At 72.5% G+C, this 19,025-nt stretch carries 18 protein-coding genes; 2 read left to right on the forward strand and 16 right to left on the reverse strand.

All coding sequences use genetic code 11. From position 1 onward, the window contains the following. Positions 1 to 57: 57 nt before the first annotated feature. From tatC to hmpA, 10 genes are all read right to left on the reverse strand, one after another. Entirely contained in the window at positions 58 to 852 is a 795-nt protein-coding gene (gene tatC, locus E2C06_RS02600; protein WP_241671083.1) for a twin-arginine translocase subunit TatC, read from the reverse strand. Positions 853 to 864: 12 nt separating this feature from the next. Then, positions 865 to 1,398, reverse strand: a complete 534-nt coding sequence (gene tatB, locus E2C06_RS37325; protein WP_165982172.1) for a Sec-independent protein translocase protein TatB — start codon at positions 1,396 to 1,398, stop codon at positions 865 to 867. Between the two features lie 110 nt (positions 1,399 to 1,508). Beyond that, the gene (locus tag E2C06_RS02615; RefSeq protein ID WP_133287016.1) at positions 1,509 to 2,561 is read right to left on the reverse strand and encodes an ABC transporter ATP-binding protein; all 1,053 of its coding nucleotides are present in this window, start codon (positions 2,559 to 2,561) and stop codon (positions 1,509 to 1,511) included. After that, positions 2,558 to 3,289 carry an SMC-Scp complex subunit ScpB gene (scpB, locus tag E2C06_RS02620; RefSeq protein WP_133287017.1) on the reverse strand — a complete coding sequence of 244 codons (732 nt, stop codon included), beginning with the start codon at positions 3,287 to 3,289 and terminating at the stop codon, positions 2,558 to 2,560. The genes E2C06_RS02615 and scpB overlap by 4 nt, the downstream gene beginning before the upstream one ends. After that, positions 3,273 to 4,043 carry a segregation and condensation protein A gene (locus E2C06_RS02625; RefSeq protein WP_133287018.1) on the reverse strand — a complete coding sequence of 257 codons (771 nt, stop codon included), beginning with the start codon at positions 4,041 to 4,043 and terminating at the stop codon, positions 3,273 to 3,275. Before E2C06_RS02625 ends, scpB begins: the two co-directional genes overlap by 17 nt. After that, positions 4,040 to 4,756: a site-2 protease family protein gene (locus E2C06_RS02630; protein ID WP_193560411.1), complete on the reverse strand. Its 717-nt coding sequence runs from the start codon at positions 4,754 to 4,756 to the stop codon at positions 4,040 to 4,042. The genes E2C06_RS02625 and E2C06_RS02630 overlap by 4 nt, the downstream gene beginning before the upstream one ends. Then, complete coding sequence (gene nagZ / locus E2C06_RS02635) at positions 4,753 to 5,751, reverse strand: beta-N-acetylhexosaminidase (protein ID WP_133287019.1); 999 nt, start codon at positions 5,749 to 5,751, stop codon at positions 4,753 to 4,755. The genes E2C06_RS02630 and nagZ overlap by 4 nt, the downstream gene beginning before the upstream one ends. A 4-nt stretch (positions 5,752 to 5,755) precedes the next feature. Next, positions 5,756 to 6,517: an SPOR domain-containing protein gene (locus E2C06_RS02640; protein ID WP_133287020.1), complete on the reverse strand. Its 762-nt coding sequence runs from the start codon at positions 6,515 to 6,517 to the stop codon at positions 5,756 to 5,758. Then, positions 6,514 to 8,334, reverse strand: coding sequence for an arginine--tRNA ligase (locus tag E2C06_RS02645; protein ID WP_370451400.1), 1,821 nt, complete (start codon positions 8,332 to 8,334; stop codon positions 6,514 to 6,516). Before E2C06_RS02645 ends, E2C06_RS02640 begins: the two co-directional genes overlap by 4 nt. Before the next feature lie 145 nt (positions 8,335 to 8,479). Beyond that, positions 8,480 to 9,676, reverse strand: coding sequence for an NO-inducible flavohemoprotein (gene hmpA / locus E2C06_RS02650; protein ID WP_133287021.1), 1,197 nt, complete (start codon positions 9,674 to 9,676; stop codon positions 8,480 to 8,482). Between the two features lie 81 nt (positions 9,677 to 9,757). Between hmpA and E2C06_RS02655 the strand changes: the two genes are divergently transcribed. Both E2C06_RS02655 and E2C06_RS02660 read left to right on the forward strand, forming a co-directional pair. Then, a complete protein-coding gene (locus E2C06_RS02655; protein ID WP_133287022.1) occupies positions 9,758 to 10,255 on the forward strand; it encodes an RrF2 family transcriptional regulator in 498 nt (165 codons plus the stop codon). A 53-nt stretch (positions 10,256 to 10,308) separates the two neighbouring features. Beyond that, the gene (locus E2C06_RS02660; RefSeq protein WP_133287023.1) at positions 10,309 to 10,521 is read left to right on the forward strand and encodes a hypothetical protein; all 213 of its coding nucleotides are present in this window, start codon (positions 10,309 to 10,311) and stop codon (positions 10,519 to 10,521) included. A gap of 370 nt (positions 10,522 to 10,891) precedes the next feature. Here E2C06_RS02660 and E2C06_RS02665 read toward each other — a convergent pair whose 3' ends face one another. The 6 genes from E2C06_RS02665 to E2C06_RS02690 form a co-directional block, all read right to left on the reverse strand. Further along, positions 10,892 to 12,010 carry an NADH:flavin oxidoreductase/NADH oxidase gene (locus tag E2C06_RS02665; protein WP_133287024.1) on the reverse strand — a complete coding sequence of 373 codons (1,119 nt, stop codon included), beginning with the start codon at positions 12,008 to 12,010 and terminating at the stop codon, positions 10,892 to 10,894. 134 nt (positions 12,011 to 12,144) lie between these two features. Then, positions 12,145 to 14,922 (reverse strand): phosphoenolpyruvate carboxylase, encoded by a 2,778-nt coding sequence (locus E2C06_RS02670; protein ID WP_133287025.1) that lies wholly within the window; start codon positions 14,920 to 14,922, stop codon positions 12,145 to 12,147. A gap of 140 nt (positions 14,923 to 15,062) precedes the next feature. Continuing rightward, positions 15,063 to 16,397, reverse strand: a complete 1,335-nt coding sequence (locus tag E2C06_RS02675; RefSeq protein ID WP_133287026.1) for a PQQ-dependent sugar dehydrogenase — start codon at positions 16,395 to 16,397, stop codon at positions 15,063 to 15,065. 54 nt (positions 16,398 to 16,451) lie between these two features. Then, positions 16,452 to 17,834, reverse strand: coding sequence for a sensor histidine kinase (locus E2C06_RS02680; protein WP_133287027.1), 1,383 nt, complete (start codon positions 17,832 to 17,834; stop codon positions 16,452 to 16,454). Then, entirely contained in the window at positions 17,800 to 18,462 is a 663-nt protein-coding gene (locus tag E2C06_RS02685) for a response regulator transcription factor (RefSeq protein WP_133287028.1), read from the reverse strand. The genes E2C06_RS02680 and E2C06_RS02685 overlap by 35 nt, the downstream gene beginning before the upstream one ends. Next, the gene (locus E2C06_RS02690; protein WP_133287029.1) at positions 18,462 to 18,779 is read right to left on the reverse strand and encodes a PepSY domain-containing protein; all 318 of its coding nucleotides are present in this window, start codon (positions 18,777 to 18,779) and stop codon (positions 18,462 to 18,464) included. Before E2C06_RS02690 ends, E2C06_RS02685 begins: the two co-directional genes overlap by 1 nt. Positions 18,780 to 19,025 lie beyond the last annotated feature (246 nt).

Consider the following 19,025-nt stretch of genomic DNA (forward strand, 5'->3'; position numbering starts at 1 on the left):
ATCTGGTCCCGAAACGCTGGGCAGGGTCCGGAATGACCAGGGGGACGACCCCCGGTCTCAGGTCTTCGTCGTCTCGTCCGGCTTCTTCGGCGCCATCCACACCGCCGCCAGGATCGACAGCTCATAGAGCGCCAGCAACGGCACCGCGAGGCCGATCTGGCTGATCACGTCGGGCGGCGTCAGCACTGCGGCGACGACAAACATGCCGACGATGGCATAGCGCCTTCCCTTCCGCAGCGTCGCCACATCGAGGATGCCGACCCTGCAGAGCAACGTCAGCAGCACCGGCATCTGGAAGGCGACGCCGAATGCCAGGATCATCTGCATGACCAGCGAGAGATACTCGCTGACCTTGGCCTCGAGCTGGATCGGCAGCGCGCCCTCGCCCGGCGGCGTCTCGAAGGTGATGAAGAAGCGCCAAGCCAGCGGGAAGATGAAATAGTAGGCCAGCGCCGCGCCGGCGACGAAGAGGAAGGGCGAGGCCAGCAGGAAGGGGTAGATCGCCTTCTTCTCGGACCGGTACAGGCCGGGCGCGACGAAGAGCCAGAGCTGCGTCGCCCACATCGGGAAGCTGAAGAAGACCGCGCCGAAAAAGGCCACCTTCAGGTAGGTGAAGAAGGCCTCGTAGAGCGCGGTGAAGATCATCCGCCGCTCGCCGCCGCCCTGCTGCTGCAGGATGTCGGCCAGCGGCCGGGCCAGGAAGCCGTAGATCTGCGAGGAAAAGTAGTAGCAGACGGCGAAGGCGATGCCGAAGGCGGCGACCGACCAGAGCAGCCGCGTGCGCAGCTCCATCAGGTGGTCGAGCAGCGGCATCGGCTTGTCGTCGATGATGTCTTCCGGTTCGCGCGGCACGGGCGTCGCTGCTCAGCTCTTCTGGGTCGGCGCCGGCGCTTCCGCCGGCGGGACGAAGGCGGGGGGCGCCGGCGGCCCGGCCGCGGCAACCGGGGTAGCCGGCGGCACGGCCGGCGCCGCGGGCGCGGCGGGTGCATAGGCTGGCGGCACAAAGGCCGGTGCCGGCGGCGGCACGGGCGCGACGCCGGCCCCGGTGCCGCCCGCGGCCGGGTCGGCCGCCGCCGGAGGGGTATAGGAGGCAGTGAAATCCGTCTTCAGCGGATCCTCGGTGAAGGTCTTGCGGATGGTGCCATCCTTGTCGACCGCCTTTTCCAGAGTATCTCGGATGTTGAAGTTGCGGATCTCGTTGATCGAGGAACGGACTTCCTCAAGATTCGCCTCGCGCACCAGTTCATCGGCCTGGCCCTGGAACTCGCTGGCCATGCGGCGCAGCTTCTGCACCCCGCGCGCGAGGCCTCGGATGGCCTCCGGCAAGTCCTTGGGGCCGATGACGACGAGCGCCACCACGCCGATCAGCGCAATCTCGGACCAGGCTAGGTCGAACATGACGTCTCCGACTGCGGCACGGGGATTACCGCCCCCGTCGCCGCAAGCTCGCCTCCGTTAGCAGGAACCCGGGGCTCCAACAATCTAGGGCGGGTATCCAGGCAGGCTATCTAGGGAGTGGCGGACGGGAATACGAAGGCCCGCTCCGGGTCCATCGCAACCGTCACCCGCTGTCCACGTGCCAGACGGATTCCGGGCGGCAGCCGGGCGTGCAGGTGCAGCACCCCGCCGGCGCCGTCGGCCACCGCCAGATGCACCAGGGTGGTGGCGCCGAGCAGCCGGCAGGCCTCAACCTCGGCCAGGGTACCGCCCTCGGCCTGGACCAGCAGCCCCTCCGGCCGCAGCAGCACCTCGACCGGCCCCTCCGCCAGGTCGGCCCCGGGGCGAACGGCCAAGCCGCCGATCGGCGTCGCCACCCGGCCCGCCCGCAGCCGGGCCGGCAGCCGGTTTACCTCGCCGAGAAAGGTGGCGACGAAGGGGTCCGCCGGGGCGAGGTAGAGCTCCTCCGGCCGGCCGAGCTGGACGACCCGGCCGCCCCGCATCAAGGCGATGCGGTCGGCCAGGAACATCGCCTCCTCTGCGTCATGCGTCACGATCATCGCCGGGATGCCGGCAGTCTGCAGCACGTGCAGCGTGTCGTCGCGCACCTGCTCGCGCAGGCGGGCATCGAGACTGGCGAAGGCTTCGTCCAGCAGAACCACCTGCGGTCGGGGGGCCAGGGCCCGGGCAAGCGCCACCCGCTGCTGCTGCCCGCCGGACAGCATGTGAGGATAGGCGTTGGCATAGGCCTCCAGCCCCACCCGGGCCAGCGCCTCGGTCACCGCCCAGCTGCGCTCTCCGCGCGGGACGCGGCTGAGGCCGAAGGCGACGTTCTCGGCGACCGTCAGGTGCGGGAACAGCGCATAGTCCTGGAAGACGAAGCCGACATGGCGCTGCTCCGGCGGCACCTCCCGCCCCGGCTCGCCGACCACCACCCCGCCGAGCTCGATCCGGCCGGCCTGCAGGGGTTCGAGCCCCGCCACCAGCCGCAGCAGCGTGGTCTTGCCGTCACCGGAAGGGCCGAGCAGGCAAAGGATCTCGCCCGGGCGGACATGCAGGTCGACACCGCGGATCACCTCCCGCCCACCATAGGCGTGGCGGATGCCGGACAGGCGAAGGCTCATTGTGACGGTGCGGCGGCTTCCGCCGGGGCCAGCAGCCCGCTGCCGGGCTCGTTCACCAGTTCCTCCCGCCGCGGCAGGTCCGACAGTGCGCGTAGTCCAAATTGTTCGAGAAATTTCGGCGTGGTGCCCCAGAGACTCGGCCGCCCCGGCACTTCCTTGCGGCCGCGCGGGGCAATCAGCCCCGTCTCCAGCAGCGATTCCAGCGTGGTCTGCGACAGGCTGGCGCCGCGGATCTCCTCCACCTCGGCCCGGGTCACAGGCTGGTGGTAGGCGATGATCGCCAAGGTCTCCATCGCCGCGCGCGGCAGCCGGCGCGGCACCTCGACCACCCGGGTCAGCGCCGGGGCGAGTTCGGGCGCAGTGCGGAAGGCGAAGCCGCCGCCGACCTCGACCAGTTGCACTGGCCTATCGGCGCATTGTGCGGCAAGCGCGGTCAGCACGGCCCGGGCATCGACGCCGGGCGGCAGCGCCTGCTGCAGCCGCTGCGGCGACACCGGGCGGTCGCTGGCGAAAACCAACGCCTCCGCCAGCCGCAGCGCATGCACGAACAGCGCCGGGTCGGGCGCCACGGGTGGTGCCACGGCCTCGGACGGCACAGCCGCGAAGGACCCTGGCTCGCTCCCCTCCGGCGCCGAGGTCCCGGTCACCGACGCTTCGGGGGTCGCCGCCTCCGGGGCGAGGGGCTCGGCTGGCAGGCGGCCATCGGCCGATTCAGGCGGCTCTTGCATCGGGCATGTCCTCGGCCGCCGCGCGGCGACGGATCAGGATGGGGCCGAAGCTCTGCTCCTGACGCAGCTCGATCCCGCCGCCGCGGGCGGTCTCGAGCGCCGCGATCAACGTGCTGGCCAGCGCGGCGCGCTGCTCCACCGGGTCAGTCAGCCCGTCCGGCAGAAAGCGCTGCAGCATGGCCCAGTCGGGCAGCGCCCCGACCAGCCGGCCAAGGCGCGCCAGGGCGTCCTGCACCGTCCAGAGTTTCCGATGCTTCGGCACATAGGGCCGGCGGGCGAGCGCCCGGCGGCGGGCGGCCGCATAGGCCTGCAGCAGCGCGGGCAGCTCAGCCGAGATGCCGCTGCGGTCCTCGACCTTCAGCGACTCGGCGGCACCGCGGCCGAAGACCTCCCGCCCCAGTTGCGGTCGCGCACCGAGCCAGGCGGCGGCGGCACGCATCCGCGCCAGCTCGGCCAGCCGGTCGGTCAGCGCGGCGGCCAGCGCCTCGGCATCCTCCTCCTGGGCCGGGTCATCCGGCACCAGCAGGCGGGATTTCAGCCAGGCGAGCCAGGCGGCCATCACCAGCCAGTCGGCCGCCAGCTCCAGCCGCACCCGCCGTGCCTGTTCCAGCACCGCCAGGAACTGGTCGACCAGGGCGATGATCGAGATCTTCCCGAGATCGACCTTCTGCGCCCGCGCCAGGTCGAGCAGCAGGTCGAGCGGACCCTCGAACCCCTCCAGCCGTAGGTGCAGGGTGGGCGAGGCCTCGGTCATGGCCCGGCGCCGTTGCCGGACAGCCGCACCACCAGGGTGAAGGCCTCGGACACCACGTTGCGCAGCGCCCAGCCCACCGGGTCCACCCCGTCGGTCAGCCGCGGCAGCAGGAACACCACAAAGAGGACGATCAGGATGCCCCAGCGCTCCAGCCGCATATAGGGCAGCGCCAGCGCCCGGGGCAGCAGCCCGGTGACGATGCGGCCGCCATCGAGCGGCGGGATGGGCAGCAGGTTGAACAAGCCGAGGACCAGATTCGCCAGGATGCAGAGGCCAAGGAAGCGATAGGCCATGCCCAGCGAGTCGGGCGACAGCAAACTCCCGAACAGCTCCACCGGGTGGACCAGAAGCCCGGCGGTCCATGCAAGCAAGAAGTTCATCGCCGGCCCCGCCGCGGCGACGATCATCATCCCGCGTCGCGGGTTGTGCAGCGCCATAACGTCGACCGGCACCGGCTTGGCCCAGCCGAACATGAACTCGACCCGCCCCACGGTCAGCAATTGGGTCACCAGCAGGAAGCCCGGCAGCAGGATGGTGCCGACCTGGTCGACATGCCGCAACGGGTTGAGGCTGAGCCGCCCCATCCGCTTCGCCGTGTCGTCGCCGAGCGCCAGCGCCGCATAGCCATGCGCTGCCTCGTGCAGGGTGATCGCCAGGACCGAGGCGACGATGGAGGCGAGGAGTTCCGGCAGCCAGCCGGCCGCCCCGCTCACGCCGCCGCCGAGGCCAGCCAGGCGTCCCGCGCGGCGGTCAGGCTGCCGGCATTCAGCGGACGTCGCCGCGCCAGCATGGCGGCGCGAGCATCGGCCAGGCGGGATTCCGCGACCTCGGACAGCGCCGGGCAGCCGGCCAGCGCCGCCGCGGTCTCCGCCAGCACGCCGTTGCAATGCAGCACAAGATCGCAGCCGGCCTCGATCGCCGCCGCCGCCAGCGCGCCGGCCTCGCCGCGCAATGCCTTCATGCAAAGGTCGTCGCTGACCAGCACGCCGTCAAAGCCGATGGCGCCGCGGATCACCTGCTCGATCACCAGCGGGGAGAGCGTTGCCGGCCGGTCCGCGTCGAGCGCGGCGTAGAGGATATGCGCCGTCATCGCCCAGGCCCCGGCATCGGCCAGCGCCGCGAAGGGCGCGCAGTCGAGTGCCAGTTCCTCAAGCCCCACCGCGACCCGCGGCAGGTCGAGGTGGCTGTCGACCAGGGCGCGGCCATGGCCGGGGATGTGCTTGATGACGGGGATGCAGCCCGCCGCCTGCAGCCCCTCGGCCACCGCGAGGCCGAGCCGGGCGACCTCGGCCGGGTCTTCGCCGAAGCTGCGGTCGCCGATGATGTCATGCGCGCCGGGCAGCCGCAGGTCGAGCACCGGGGCGCAGACAACGTCGAAGCCGACTTCGGCGCATTCCATCCCGAGCAGCGCGGCATTGGCCCGCGCCGCCCCGGTCGGCCCACCGGTGAAGGCGGCAGCGGGGGCGAATTCCGGCCAGTGCGGCGGCCGCAACCGGGCGACGCGGCCACCTTCCTGATCGACCAGGATCGGCGCCTCGGCGCCCAGAAGGTCACGCAGTTCGGCGGTCAGGGCGCTGAGTTGGCCGGGTTCCTCGACATTGCGGGCGAAGAGGATGGCGCCGAGCGGCGGCGCGGCACGGAACAGCGCCGCCTCCTCAGGCGCCAGGCGCAGGCCGGCGATGCCGACGATCGCCGCGCGCGGCCGCATGCGCCTAGCCCCCGACCGGGACGCAGGCCCCGCCCTTGGCCCTTACCGCCTCGCAGAGCGTCTTCGCCGCGGCGGCATCGGCCAGCCCGCCGGCACGCAGGCGGAAAAGTGGCGTCTGACCATCGCGCTCGACCTTGGTGATGCGCGGCTGGAATCCGGCGAGCTCCGGCACGCGCTTCGCCACCCGGTCCCATTCGGCGCGGGCGGCCTCCTCGGTCGCCAGGGCGCCGAGCTGGATCATCGCTCGGCCATTGACCGCTGCCGCCGCAGGGGCGGCTGGCGCGGGACGCTGTGCGGCGACCGGGGGCGCCAGCGGCGCGGCATTGTTGGCCAGTGCGGTCGGCGGTGCCGGTGTTGGAGCGGGGGTCGGGGCCGCCGGCGCGGGGGCCGCCGGCTCGGCCAGGGTCGGCGGCGGCGGAGCCGCCTGCCGCTTCAGCAGGTCGAGCTGCGGCGCCTCGGGTCCCTGGTCGAGCCTGGAGTTGCTACTGCGGCGCTCGGCCTCGCGCCGCACCGCGAGCGGCTCAAGGATCAGCTGGTCCTGGTTGGGAACGACCATGCCGCCGGGATTCTCCGGCCGCACCTTCAGCGGCCTGACATCGGCCTCGATCACCGGCACCGGCTGCGGCCCCATGCGGGACAGCCCCCAAGCGACCGCGCCAGCCAGCGCCACCGCGCCGACCAGCCCGCCGGCAACCGCCAGCATCTTGACCGAAAGCCCCTGCTTCTCCTGGCGCGGCCGCCAGGAGGGTACCGCCAGATCGCTCACCGCATCTCCTCGACGGGCGTAACCCCCATCACCGCCAACCCCGAGCGGATGACCGTGGCAGTGGCGGCGACCAGCGCCAGCCTTGCCCGCGTCGCCTGCGGCTCGTCCTCGCGGATGAAACGCAGCGTCGTGTCCTCTCGGCCCCTGTTCCACAATACATGAAAGTCACCGGCCAAGTCATGGAGAAAGAAGGCGATTCGGTGCGGCTCGCGGGCCAGGGCGGCGGCTTCCACGGTGCGCGGCCAGGTGGTCAGGCGGCGGATCAGCGCGAGCTCGGCGGGATCGACGAGGCTGTCGAGCGGCGCCAGTGCCAGATCCCCCGCCGCCGGGTCACCAGCGCCACGCAGCACGCTGCGGCAGCGGGCATGCGCGTACTGTACGTAGAAGACCGGGTTCTCGCGCGACTGCTCGACCACCTTGTCGAGGTCGAATTCCATCTGCGCATCGGCCTTGCGCGTCAGCATGGTGAAGCGCACCGCGTCGCGCCCGACCTCGTCGATCAGGTCGCGCAAGGTGATGTAGGTGCCGGCGCGCTTCGACATGCGGACGGGCTGGCCATCCTTTACCACGTGCACGATTTGCGCGAGCACGACGTCGAGCGGCACGGTGTTCGAGGACAGCGCGGCGACCGCCGCCTGCATCCGCTTGACATAGCCGCCATGGTCGGCGCCCCAGACATGCACCAACTCGGCGAAGCCGCGTTCGATCTTGTGCAGGTGGTTGGCGATGTCGTTGGCGAAATAGGTGCCGCTGCCGTCCGACTTGCGCAGCGGCCGGTCGACCTCGTCGCCGAATTGCGTGGCGCGGAACAGCGTCTGCTCGCGCGGCTCCCAATCTTCCGGCGTCTTGCCCCTGGGCGGTTCCAGCACGCCGCGATAGATCAGGCCACGATCGGCAAGCACCTGCTCGGCCTGTTCCAGCTTGCCGGCGCGGACCAGCGCCGCCTCGGAGACGAAGACATCCTGCTCGACGCCGAGCATGGCGAGGTCCTCGCGGATCGAGACCATCATGCGGGCAACGGTGACGTCGCGGATTGCATCGAGCGCCGCGCCAGCGGGGACGCCGCCGCCATCCGGCACGAGTGCCGCGCCGTGCTCAGCCGCCAGCGCCTCGCCGACCGGCACGAGGTAGTCGCCGCCATACTGCAGCGCGACGCCGAAGGCCTGCTCGAAGGCTTCGCGGCCGCGGTCAGAGGCGGCGAAGGCGCGCAGCGCGGGGGCATCCGGTACCGCGCCTGCCGGGGTCCTCAGCAGCGCCTGCAGGTACCGCCAATACGCTGCCATTGCCAGCGCCTGCACCTGCGCCCCGGCATCGTTGATGTAATATTCCTTGGTGACGTCCCAGCCGGCCTTGGCCAGCAGGTTGGCCAGCGCGTCACCCACCACCGCGCCGCGGCAATGGCCGACATGCATCGGCCCGGTCGGGTTGGCCGAGACGTATTCGACATCGACCTTGCGCCGCGCGCCGACGCTGCCGTCGCCGTAGCGGGTGCCCTCCGCCAGGATGACCGGCAACTGCGCCCGCAGCACGCCTTCCCGCAGGCGCAGGTTGACGAAGCCGGGGCCGGCCGGGGCGGCGCTCTCGACCTCGGGCAAGGCCGCGAGCCGCTCGGCCAGGGCCGCGGCCAGCCTCGGCGGCGCCTGCTTCGCCAGCTTCGCCACCACCAGCGCGCCGTTGGTCGCCATGTCGCCATGGCTCGGGTCGCGTGGCGGCTCCATCAGCACGCGGGCGAAGGCATCGCCCGGCAGGTCGGGCAGCAGTTCCGCCAGGGCAGCGACGGTCCGGGCACGGAGCGCGGCGAAGAGGTCGTGTTCGATCATGGTGGCGCGGGTGTAGCAGGCCGCCCGCCCGGGCGACAGGATGGCGGCGGGCAGGGCCGCCAAGCCTTCCTGGCCCGCGTCGGGTCCGGCGCAAGCCGGTCCAGGCCGCGGCGCCGCGCAGCGACGCCGCCTTCAGCCGGCTTCAGGCGGCCAGCAGCTCGTCCGCCGGGCCGAAGAACTCGTAATGGATCCGGTCCGCTGGGACGCCGGCCGCGACCAGACCGCCTACCAGGTCGCGGAGGAAGGGCTTCGGCCCGCAGAGATAATAGTCGGCCACCTCGGTCGGGGTGTTCCGCCGCAGCCAGTTCGGCGTCACCCGGCCCGCCTCGCCCTGCCCGGCATCCGCGGCGCGCGGCGCCTCGAGGAAGATCGTCGTGCGCAACCTCGGCAGCCGACGCGCCAGCTCGGCGACCCGCGGCCCGAAGGCGAGGACGCTGCCATCGATCGCGCCATGCACCCAATGCGTCTCAAGCGCCGGCTGCTCGGCCGCGATCGCCTCCAGCATCGACAGCAGCGGCGTCAGGCCGACGCCGCCAGAAAGCAGCACCACAGGCCGATCCGGCCGCTCCGGCAGGAAGAACTCGCCGGCCGGCGCGGCAACCTCCAGCACCGTGCCGGGCACGGCCTGATCGTGCAGCCAGTTGGAGGCGACGCCGCGAGGCTCCCGCTTCACGCTGATGCGGTAGCCGGCCTCGCCGGGGGCGGAGGAGATGCTGTAGTTGCGCTTCAGCGGCGGCTGGCCCGGGACCTGCAGTCGGAAGGTCAAATATTGCCCGGGCCGATGGCGCATCACCGGGCCGCCATCCTCCGGCCGCAGCGTGAAGGACGTGATGATCGCGCTCTCCGGGCTCTGCTCCGCCACGACGAAGCGCCGCCAGCCCCGCCAGCCGCCGCGGGCTTCGGCCGCGGCGCGGTAAATCTGGGCCTCCCGGCCGATCAGGATATCGGCCAGGGTCCAGTAGGCCTCACCCCAGGCGGCGAGGACTTCGGGGGTCGCCGCCTCGCCCAGCACCTCGCCGATCGCGCCCAGCAGGGCTTCCGCCACGTGCGGGTAGTGTTCCGGCAGGATCACCAGGCCGGCATGCTTCTGCGCGATCCGCTCGACCGCGCCGGACATCGGGCCGAGATTGTCGATGTGCCGCGCATAGGCCAGCACCGCCGTCGCCAGCGCCCTAGGCTGCGACCCGGTCTCGCCATGATGCGACTGGTTGAAAAGGTTGCGGATCTCCGGGTTGCGGAACATCCGCTCGTACATCCGCTGGGTGATGGCGAGGCCGTGCTGCTCGAGCGCGGGGACGGTCGCCTTGACGATGGCGATGGTGGTGTCGCTGAGAGGCACGCGCCGGCTCCTTAAATGGTATAATAAAAACCACTTATCAGGGCCTCACGCCCGCCGGTATGCCATGTATAGGAACGAGCCATGCGCCTCACGCTGCACACCGACCTCGCCTTCCGCACCCTCATGCATCTCGGCCTGCGGGACGGGCGGCGGGTGCAGACCGAGGAGATTGCCGCCGCCTGGCGGATCTCCTCGAACCACCTGGACAAGGTGGTGCAGCGGCTGGCCGCGGCCGGCCTGGTCGAGACCCGCCGCGGCCGCGGCGGCGGCATGGTCCTGGCCCGGGCGCCTGAGGCGATCCGCCTCGGCGAGGTGGTCCGCTGCACCGAGGAGGACCTCGCCTTGGTCGCCTGCTTCGCCGGTGATGGCGACCCGTGCGGCGACCAGGTTGGCGAGCGGTGTGTCCTGGCCGGCGCCTGCCGGCTGCAATCAGCGCTCGGCCGGGCGCTTGCGGCCTTCCTCGGCGTCCTGGACGGGATGACGCTGGCCGACCTGCTCGACCCCGCCGCACGCGCCGCTGCCGCCGGCCGCCTCGGGCTGGAGGGGGCGGAGCCGCCGGCCGCAGCCCTGCCCGGCTGACGCGAGCGGCAGCGGCAAGAGATTGGCGACGAACCTGCCCTATCCTGGGCTGCATGAGCTTCTACGAACTCGCCGTCATCGTCGCCGGCATCGCCATGGGCGTCTGGCTCGACCGCCTGCTCGGCCCGGCCCGCCGCCTCGGGCTGCTGGCGCTGGGCGCCGCGGCACTCGGCGGCCTGCTGCTGCTCGGCCAGGACTGGGCCGGCATGGCGCTTGGCTGCCTACTCGGCGCGCGGTTGGTACCGGTGCGGGCGCCGCGGGCGTGAACGCCTGACGCTGGAAGGCAGCACGGGGAAAATGTACTCTCCGCGGGCTTCTCATCCGCGTGTGCGGGTCTGGCCTCCGTCGCGCTGAGGCTCAGGGAATAAACCGGCAAAAGCCTGAAATCCGCCTCAAGGCGCCGCCGGACGGCAATGGCGAGAGCGGGCTTCTTCGCCGCGTTCCGCCCGCACCGCTTGAGGATTTTACAAAATAAGCGATCGAGGCCTTGGTTCGCATCCAGACCCGGGACGCGACCGATGCAAGACGCTTTTGACAGTATTCCTATAGCTTTCGGCGCCGGGAAGCGCAACGGTACTGTACGGCGCCGGCCAGCGAACGAGACGGGAATGGCGTTCCCTGCCCCGCCGCCGCTTGCTATCGCCGTCGTTCGGCGAAGGCTTTGCCCGGGTCACCGAACCGCATGCTGGGATGGCTGCGGGCATATTGCGGCGGGAAGCTTGCCGTGGCTCCCAGCGCCTCGGCCGCGTGCCAGGGCCAGCGCGGCTCCCACATCATCCCCCGCCCCAGCGCGATCAGTTCCGCCGCACCATCCTGCAGCGCCGTCTCCGCCAGGTCCGGCTCGTGCAGCAGCCCGACGGCCATGGCGGCGATCCCCGCCTCCTGCTGGATCCGCCGCGCATAGGGCAGCTGGTAGCCCGGCTCGACCCGGATCGCCTGCGCCGCGCTGATTCCGCCGGAGGAGGCGGTGACATAGTCGCAGCCCTGGGCCTTCAGGGCGCGGGCGAAGGCGACGCTGTCATCGAGGTCCCAGCCGCCTTCCGCCCAGTCGGTTGCCGAGATCCGGACGCCGATCGGCTTGCCCGCCGGCCAAGCGGCGCGCAGCGCGGCGAAGACCTCGAGTGGCCAGCGCATCCGCCCCAGCAGGTCGCCGCCATAGGCGTCGTTCCGCGCATTGGCCAGCGGCGAGAGGAAGCAATTCAGCAGGTAGCCATGCGCCGCATGCAGTTCGATCAGGTCGAAGCCCAGCGCATCCGCCCGGCGCGCCGCGGCGACGAAGCTGGCCTTGATCCCGGCCATCTCCTCCGTCGTCAGCATCTGCGGCACCGGCCGGCCGGGATAGGCCAGGTCGCAGGAGGAAACCGGCTGCCAGCCCCCCGCTTCAGGCGGCAGGTTTCCGTTCCCTTCCCAAGGCCGGTCGACTGAGCCCTTGCGCCCGGCATGGGCGAGCTGGATGCCGAGCGCCGCCTCGCCCTGGGCACGGCAGAACTCCACTACCGGCCGCAGTGCCTCGGCCTGCGCATCGGTCCAAAGCCCGAGGCAGCGCGAAGAGACCCGGCCGCGCGGCTCCACCGCCGTTGCCTCCATGATGACCAGCCCGGCGCCGCAGACCGCCAGGTTGCCGACATGCATCAGGTGCCAAGGCGTCGCATGGCCCTCGGGCGTGGCGGAATACTGCGCCATGGGCGAGACGACGATCCGGTTGGCGAGGGTGAGATCCCGCATCGTATAGGGCGCGAAGAGCAACGCCGGCATTCGGACTTTCCCTCATGGGGGCTTGCCCGCCCGGCCGCCCCTTTCGGCGTGCCGGCCACCGCCCCCTCCTGGGGGGATTGTGGCGCTCTTCTCGCGCGGGGCAAGAGTTCCGGGCCCGCCGATTGAGCATGGCGTTACCCGAAGGCGCCGACCTCATGCGTGATGGCCGCGCCACAGCCGCGCACCAGGCCGAAGAGCCGGGCCATCGGCTGGAAAATCGCCGCATGCTCGCGCGCATAGCTCAGGCCTTCCCGCGCCGGGGCCGGCTCGTGGAAGTCGAGCCCGACCACGGCGCCGGGCGCGGCGGGAAAGATCTCCTCCAGCAGCGCCACCACGGGCTCGACGTCGAGCTGCAGCACCCGCAGCACCATGCTCTCCCGCGTCGCGCCGTGGCGAGGGCTGAAATCCGGCAGCTCCACCGCCAGCAGCCAGATGCGGTGGATCAGCGCCAGCCGCAGCGCGTGCAGCAGCACCAGCCGGTCCGGCATCGCCGGCAGGTCCGGCCAAGCATGACGCAGCGCGAGGTGGTCGGCCTGCAGCCGGCGGAACAGCCGCCGAGTCAGCGCATCGAGGTCGAGCCGCTCGACCGCGGAGGCCACGCCGAGCAGGGCCTCCCGACGCCCTGGCCGGCGGGTGAAGCCGGCGCGATCGAGCCAGGGGCCGGGATCGAGGGTGTCCACAACCGCCCGCAGCACGCCGATATCCGAGCAGGCCGAGGCCCGCGCCGCCATCGCCAGCGCGCGGCGGAAGCGCGGCGAGCGGGCCCGGAGATCCTGGAAGGCGTCCGGATTGGCTTCCGCCGCGATACCGAGGCCGTGGATCGAGTTCGCCATCCAGCCGAGCTGCTGCAGGATGGCGTTGTTCGGAATGGCGCGGAGCTGCGAGGGGTGGCTGATCCGCATCGGACCGCCCATGCCGTCGCTCTGCCGCACCGCGGGGCGCGACCCCGTGCGGTCCAGCAGACCGGGGCCGAAGGCGCCGAGCAGCGCGGCATAGCCGGGATCGGCGACCAGCGCCTGCATCTCCCGCCGGACCGTGGCGAAGAAGTCGGCGACGTAGTCGGCCTCGGCATAGACCGGGTCATCGACCGGCCCCACCGGCGCGAAGGCATGCGCGGCGATGCCGGCGACCGTCGCGGCGGCAAGCGTCGGCGTACCGAACATCAGGTAGCCGTCGCCGCCCTGGAAGGCCATCTCCTCCCGCAGCTTCAACCCGGCGCGGTCGAGCGCGGCGCGGGCCTGCGGCGGGGAGAGATAGGCCATGCGATCGGCCAGGCTATCCGGGTGCCCCCCGCGGCCGACGCTCTCGCCATGGGTGTCGAACAGCACCACCTCGATGCCGTCCAGCTTATGCCGGTGCAACAGGTCAACGAGGCGGAGCTTGAGCCGCTCGGCGAGGTAGCTGGCGGCGAGCTGGCCGACATAGCGGCCGGAATCCGAGTAGCCGAACTGCAGGCAGATGCGGCCGTGCTGCCGCAGGTAGTCGCGGTAATGCGGGCTGCGCAGCGCCTCCTCCAGCACCCGCTCGCCGCGGTCGAGCGCCTCGGCGGTCTCGAACAGCGGGGAGAGCTCGACCGCATGGTCGCAGCCGAAGCGCTTCGCCAGCCAGAGCGCCGCCAGCAGCGTATAGCCGGTCTCGGTCTCGGCGATCAGGAAGCGGATCGGCGCCGAGCCGTCGACATGCTTGGCGATCTGCGTGCAGACCAGCATCAGCCGCGCCGCGGAGGCCTGCTCGGCGATCAGCGCGCCGAAATCGACGGGCTGCGGCGCCACCTCGGCGAGCGCCGTGTTGATCTGCGCCAGCAGGCCGCGCCGCTGCGCCATGTCGTCGGCCGCGACCGCGAGGCCGAGCCGCTGGCGCACCGCGTTGTGGACCTGCGCCGCGTTCAGCCGGACATGGGTATGCGCCAGCGCCAGGCCGTGCGCGGCGAGGCCGCCGCGGGCGACGGCCAGCGCCAGCCGCGCCGCGTCGTCGGGCGCCGCGGCGATGGCGGCGGGGAACAGTTCAAGCAGCGGCGCGGTCGTGGTCATCGCTGCGTCGCGGCGGTCGAGCATCACCGCGGCGAGGCGCTCCACCGCCTCCGGCGCGGGCTTCTCCGGCACCGCGGCGATCTGCGCCTCGATCGCCTCGAGCGCGGCGCCGATCCGGGCCCCGAGCGGCGCGGCGCAGTCGCCGAGCGGCGCCATCTGCGCCTGCAGCCGTTCGAGCTGCAGCCGCTTCATGGTGAGGCGCAGCCGCAACGTGTCCCACCAGCCGATATCGGTGCGGCCGTCGGTGTCGTAGCCGACCCAGGAGGCCAGCAGCACCGGGCGCGGCACCAGCCCCATCCAACGGTCGCTCCAGATTCCCTTGGCCGCGGTCAGCAGCGCGGCGGCCAAGCCATCGAGCGCGTCGCGGCCGCGCTGGATGGCGGCGACGGCCTGGCGGAACTCCTCCGCGAGCGTCGGCGCAGTCGGGCGATGGATCAGGCCCTCCGGCCAAGTCTCGCCGCTGGCGGCGCGGGCCAGCGCCTGGTTGGTCTCCCAGGGCAGTGAGAATGTCGGGTGGGCGGTGAAGACCGCGGCGAATCGGGGGGTCTCGACCAGGGCGCGGTAGCGCGCGAAGGGGATCGGGCTGTCCTCGGGGTCCGGCCGAACCAGCCGCTCGGCCAGCGTGGCGAGGTCTGGCGTGCTGCCATCCAGCCCGACATAGGCGGCGATGCGCCTCGCCCGCTCAGCGGCGGCGACGTCCGCGAGCTGCTGGATCATCGCCGCCAGGGCATCAAGATCCAGCAGGCTATCATCCATCCGCCGACTGATGGCCAGGGCGATGAGGAGGACGGGATCGCCGAAGGGGTCCTGCGCGGCAGCGGCGCGGGCCTCCCGCAGGCGGGCCAGGAGTTCCTCGAGGGGGTCGGGCGTGATGTCCGGCATGGCCCCATGTTGCACGTGCGAAGGGTCCGGGCGCCAGGGGGAGTTTCATTGCCCGGAGACCGGAACGGTGGCACTCCCGCAGGCATGCCACCGCCGCTGCCGTCGGAACGGGCAGGCTGGACAGCGAGCGGGCAAGGCGTTCAGCGCTTGGCGGTGACGCCCGCGCCGCTCACCCGCCAGACAACCTTGCCGACATCGTCGGCCACCAGCAGCCCGCCCCTGCCGTCCGGCGCAACGCCGACGGGCCGTCCCTGGGCCCGGCCCTCGGCATCGAGGAAGCCGGTCAGCACGTCGAGCGGCGCGCCCTCCGGCCGGCCATCGGCGAAGGGGACAAAGACCACCTTGTAGCCGGATGGCGGCCGGCGGTTCCACGACCCGTGCTGGCCGACGAAGGCGCCTTCCCGGTAGGGCGCCGGCAGCCCGCGATCCTCGCTTCCCTGCGGCGGCGCGAAGGCCAGGCCGAGCGAGGCGGTATGCGGGCCGAGCGCGTAGTCGGGCGGGATGGCCCTGGCGACCATCGCCGGATTCGGCGGCACCCGGCCATCCACGTGCTGGCCGTAGTAGCTCCAGGGCCAGCCGTAGAAGCCGCCGTCCCTGAGCGCGGTCATGTAGTCGGGCACCAGATCGCTGCCGAGTTCGTCCCGCTCGTTCACCGCGACCCAGAGCGCCCCGGTCCGCGGCTCCCAGGCGAGCCCGACCGGGTTTCGCGTGCCGGAGGCGAAGACGCGGTGCCGGCCGGTCCGCGCGTCGATCTCCCAGACCGCGGCGCGCTCGTGCTCGGCCTCCAGCCCGTTCTCGGCGACGTTGCTGTTGGAACCGACCGCGACGTAGAGCCGGCTCCCGTCCGCGGAGGCGACGAGGTTCTTGGTCCAGTGGTGGTTCAGCGGGCCACCCGGCAACGCGGCAACCGTCTCGCCCGGCGCGGCGATCCGGGTCTCGCCGGGACGGAAGCGGAAGCGCAGCAGGGCGTCGGTATTGGCGACGTAAAGCGTCTCCCCCACCAGGGCCATGCCGTAGGGCGAGTTGAGGCTGTCCAGCAGCACCGCGCGGGTTTCCGCCTTGCCATCACGATCGGCATCGCGCAGCAGGGTGATGCGGTTCGCGCTCTCGGTCTTCGCGCCGGCCCGGCCCTGCAGGATGCCCTGGACCCAGCCGCGGAATCCCCGGCGATCCTCGGGCCGCTTCGGCGCGTTGGTCTCGGCGACCAGCACGTCGCCGTTGGGCAGGACGAGGAGTTGCCGCGGATGGTCGAGGCCCTCGGCGAAGGCGGCGACGCGGAGCCCCGCGCCCGGCTGCGGCATGGCGCCCGCGGTCCAGCCGCGCGCCGGGGCGATAACGACGGTGGGGATCAGCCCTTGCCGCGGCGACGGCAGCGTCGGCGCGGGGCCGGTGCCCTCGGCGACGCTCAGGGTCGCCTGCTCGCCGCAGGCGCCGAGGGCGAGGAGGCATAGCAGGACAATGGGGAGGCGGGGCATGGCGGGCCTTGCGCGGGGTTGCCCCGACAACGCGCAAGCCTCCGCGAAGTGGCCTCAGGCCGCCGGCAGCCGCAGGCAGGCGAGCAACCCGCCCTCCGCCGCCCTCTCCAGCACCAGGCCGCCGCCATAAAGGCCGGCGAGGTCGCGGACGATCGCGAGGCCGAGGCCGCTGCCCGGCGCCGCCTCGTCCAGCCGCGTGCCGCGGGCCAGCACAGCCTCCCGCTGCGCCGCGGTCAGCCCCGGGCCATCATCGGCGACGCAGACCAGCACCGCCGCCCCCTCGCGCGCCACCTGCACCCGCACCAGGTGCTCCGCCCAGGCGCAGGCATTCTCCAGCAGGTTGCCGAGCATCTCCGACAGGTCCTGGTGGTCGACGCGGATGCGTGCCCGGGCGTCGCCGGTCACGCCGATCTCGAGGTCCTTGCCGGCGAAGAGCCGCCGCAAGGCGCGCGCCACCGCCTCGGCGACGGCCAGGGGAGCGGATTCGTTCGCCGCGCTGCCGGACAGCGCGGCGGCCCGGGCGCGGACCAGGTGGTGCTGGACCAGGTGCTCCATCGCCGCATTCTGCGCCCGGGCGGTGGCGAGGTCGGCGGGCGTCGCCCCGAGCGCCGTGCGCTGCACGGCGATGGGCGTCTTCAGCGCATGCGCCAGGTTGCCGACATGGGCGCGGGCGCGCTCCACCGTCGCGCGGTTCTGCGCCACCAGCGCCTCGATCTCGGCGAGCAGCGGCGCGATCTCGGCCGGCGCCCGGTCCGCCTGCAGCCCTTCCGCCTCGCCGGCGCGCAGCGCGGCGAGCGCCCGGCGGGCACGGCGCAGCGGCGTCAGGCCCCAGACCACCTGCGCCGCGACGCCGCCGACCAGGCCGAGGCCGAGCGCCAGGAAGCTGCTGCCGACCAGCAGGCGCAGCCGGCCGAGGTCGCGGTCCAGCGTGTCCCGCGCCACGGCGACCTGCACCAGCAGGGCCGGCCCGCCCTCCTCCGGCACCACCGCGCGCTCGGCCAGGCGCAGCACCTCGCCGCGCAGGCCGGGGATGTCGGCCACCCGTGGCCCGGGACCATCGGCGGCATCGAAGGCCGGCAGCCGCGCGTCCCACAGCGAGCGGGAGGTGGCGGTGCCGCCACCGGGCACCGCGATCTGCCAATAGGTGCCGGAGAAGGGCTGGTCGAAATTCGGCGCCGAGAGTGCCCGCACCGGGCCGAGCTGGGGCTTGCCCGCCTCGCCCGGCGTGGCGGCGCCGGCGACGGCCGCGAGCAGGTTGACCAGCCTGGCGTCGAAGGTACGCAGCATCTGTTCCGAGGCGAGGCCGAGGATCAGCCAGCCGGCGAGGCCGAGCCCGCAGGCGACCCAGGCCGCCGTCATCAGCGCCAGGCGCAGGGTCAGCGAGCGGCGCAGCACCGCCCGCTCAGCCGCCGGCCGCGAGGCGGTAGCCCTGGCCACGCAGCGTCTCGATCAGCGCCGGGCCGAGCTTCCGCCGAAGCCGCCCGATGACGACCTCGAGCGTGTTGGAGTCGCGGTCGAAATCCTGGGCATAGAGATGCTCGGTCAGCTCGGTCTTCGAGACCACCTGCCCGGGCCGGCTGGCGAGATAGGCAAGCAGGCGGAATTCGAGGCCGGTCAGCCGCACCGGCGCGCCCTGCAGGGTAACGCTGCCCGCCGCCGGGTCGATCCGCAGCGCGCCGAGCTCGATCGCCGCCTGCGCCCGGCCCTGCGCGCGGCGGACCAGGGCGCGCAGCCGCGCCAGCAGCTCGCCCATGGCGAAGGGCTTGGCGAGGTAGTCGTCCGCCCCGGCATCGAGGCCGGCGACCTTCTCGGTCCAGCTGTCGCGTGCCGTCAGGATCAGCACCGGCATCGCGCGGCCGGCGGCGCGCCAGCGCCGCAGCACCGTCAGCCCGTCGAGCCGCGGCAAGCCAAGGTCGAGCACGGCGGCGTCATAGGGCTCGGTCTCGCCGAGGAAGAGCGCCTCCTCCCCGTCCGGCGCCAGGTCCACGGCGAAATGCGCGGCGACCAGCGCCTCGCGCAGCTGGGCGGCCAGGGCTGCACTATCCTCGACCACCAGGATTCGCATCAGCGGCGCTCCTGGACGGGACCCTTGGTGCCGATCACGGCGCCGGTCGCGGCGTCCAGCTCGACCTTGTACATCCGGCCGGAGGGTGGCAGCAGCTTGAACTCGTAGGTCCAGCGATCATCGTCGTCGTCGTCGAGCTCGGTCTCGACCACCTGGCCGACGAAGCGCCGTTCGATCTCGGCCAGCAGCCGCACCAGCGGGAGGATGCGCCCGGCCTCGACCGCGTGGCGGGCGCGCTCATGGTCGTCGTCGCCGGCGCGGGCGGCCGGGGCGGCGAGGAGCCCGAGCAGGGCGGCAGCAAGGATCTGGCGGCGCATGACCGGCTTTTCGGGGGGCGAAGCTGAACCCCGGCTGAACGGCGCGCTCAGCCTGGGTTCAGGCGCGGCCTGCCAGTCTGCCGCATCGACAGCCGGAAGGGGTGGATGATGAGCGGTCTGGATTCGGCCTGGGCGACCCTGGGGATGTTCCTGCTGGCCTGCGGCGGCCTGCCGGCGGTGCTGGCGATGCTGGAGGAGCGGCGCCGGCCGCGCGGCACGCGGCTGTTCCACGAGCCGGCGGAAGGA

Source organism: Dankookia rubra (assembly GCF_004355005.1).
GTDB lineage: Bacteria > Pseudomonadota > Alphaproteobacteria > Acetobacterales > Acetobacteraceae > Paracraurococcus > Paracraurococcus ruber_A.

Bases quoted from the DNA above. Each gene is read 5' to 3' on its own strand.
- E2C06_RS02690 (WP_133287029.1), bottom strand. From the start codon at position 18,779: ATGCGCCGCCAGATCCTTGCTGCCGCCCTGCTCGGGCTCCTCGCCGCC.
- E2C06_RS02670 (WP_133287025.1), bottom strand. From the start codon at position 14,922: ATGCCGGACATCACGCCCGACCCCCTCGAGGAACTCCTGGCCCGCCTG.
- nagZ (WP_133287019.1), bottom strand. From the start codon at position 5,751: ATGCGGCCGCGCGCGGCGATCGTCGGCATCGCCGGCCTGCGCCTGGCG.
- E2C06_RS02615 (WP_133287016.1), bottom strand. From the start codon at position 2,561: ATGAGCCTTCGCCTGTCCGGCATCCGCCACGCCTATGGTGGGCGGGAG.
- tatB (WP_165982172.1), bottom strand. From the start codon at position 1,398: ATGTTCGACCTAGCCTGGTCCGAGATTGCGCTGATCGGCGTGGTGGCG.
- E2C06_RS02665 (WP_133287024.1), bottom strand. From the start codon at position 12,010: ATGCCGGCGTTGCTCTTCGCGCCCTATACGATGCGGGATCTCACCCTC.
- E2C06_RS02685 (WP_133287028.1), bottom strand. From the start codon at position 18,462: ATGCGAATCCTGGTGGTCGAGGATAGTGCAGCCCTGGCCGCCCAGCTG.
- E2C06_RS02655 (WP_133287022.1), top strand. From the start codon at position 9,758: ATGCGCCTCACGCTGCACACCGACCTCGCCTTCCGCACCCTCATGCAT.
- E2C06_RS02660 (WP_133287023.1), top strand. From the start codon at position 10,309: ATGAGCTTCTACGAACTCGCCGTCATCGTCGCCGGCATCGCCATGGGC.
- E2C06_RS02625 (WP_133287018.1), bottom strand. From the start codon at position 4,043: ATGACCGAGGCCTCGCCCACCCTGCACCTACGGCTGGAGGGGTTCGAG.
- E2C06_RS02675 (WP_133287026.1), bottom strand. From the start codon at position 16,397: ATGCCCCGCCTCCCCATTGTCCTGCTATGCCTCCTCGCCCTCGGCGCC.
- scpB (WP_133287017.1), bottom strand. From the start codon at position 3,289: ATGCAAGAGCCGCCTGAATCGGCCGATGGCCGCCTGCCAGCCGAGCCC.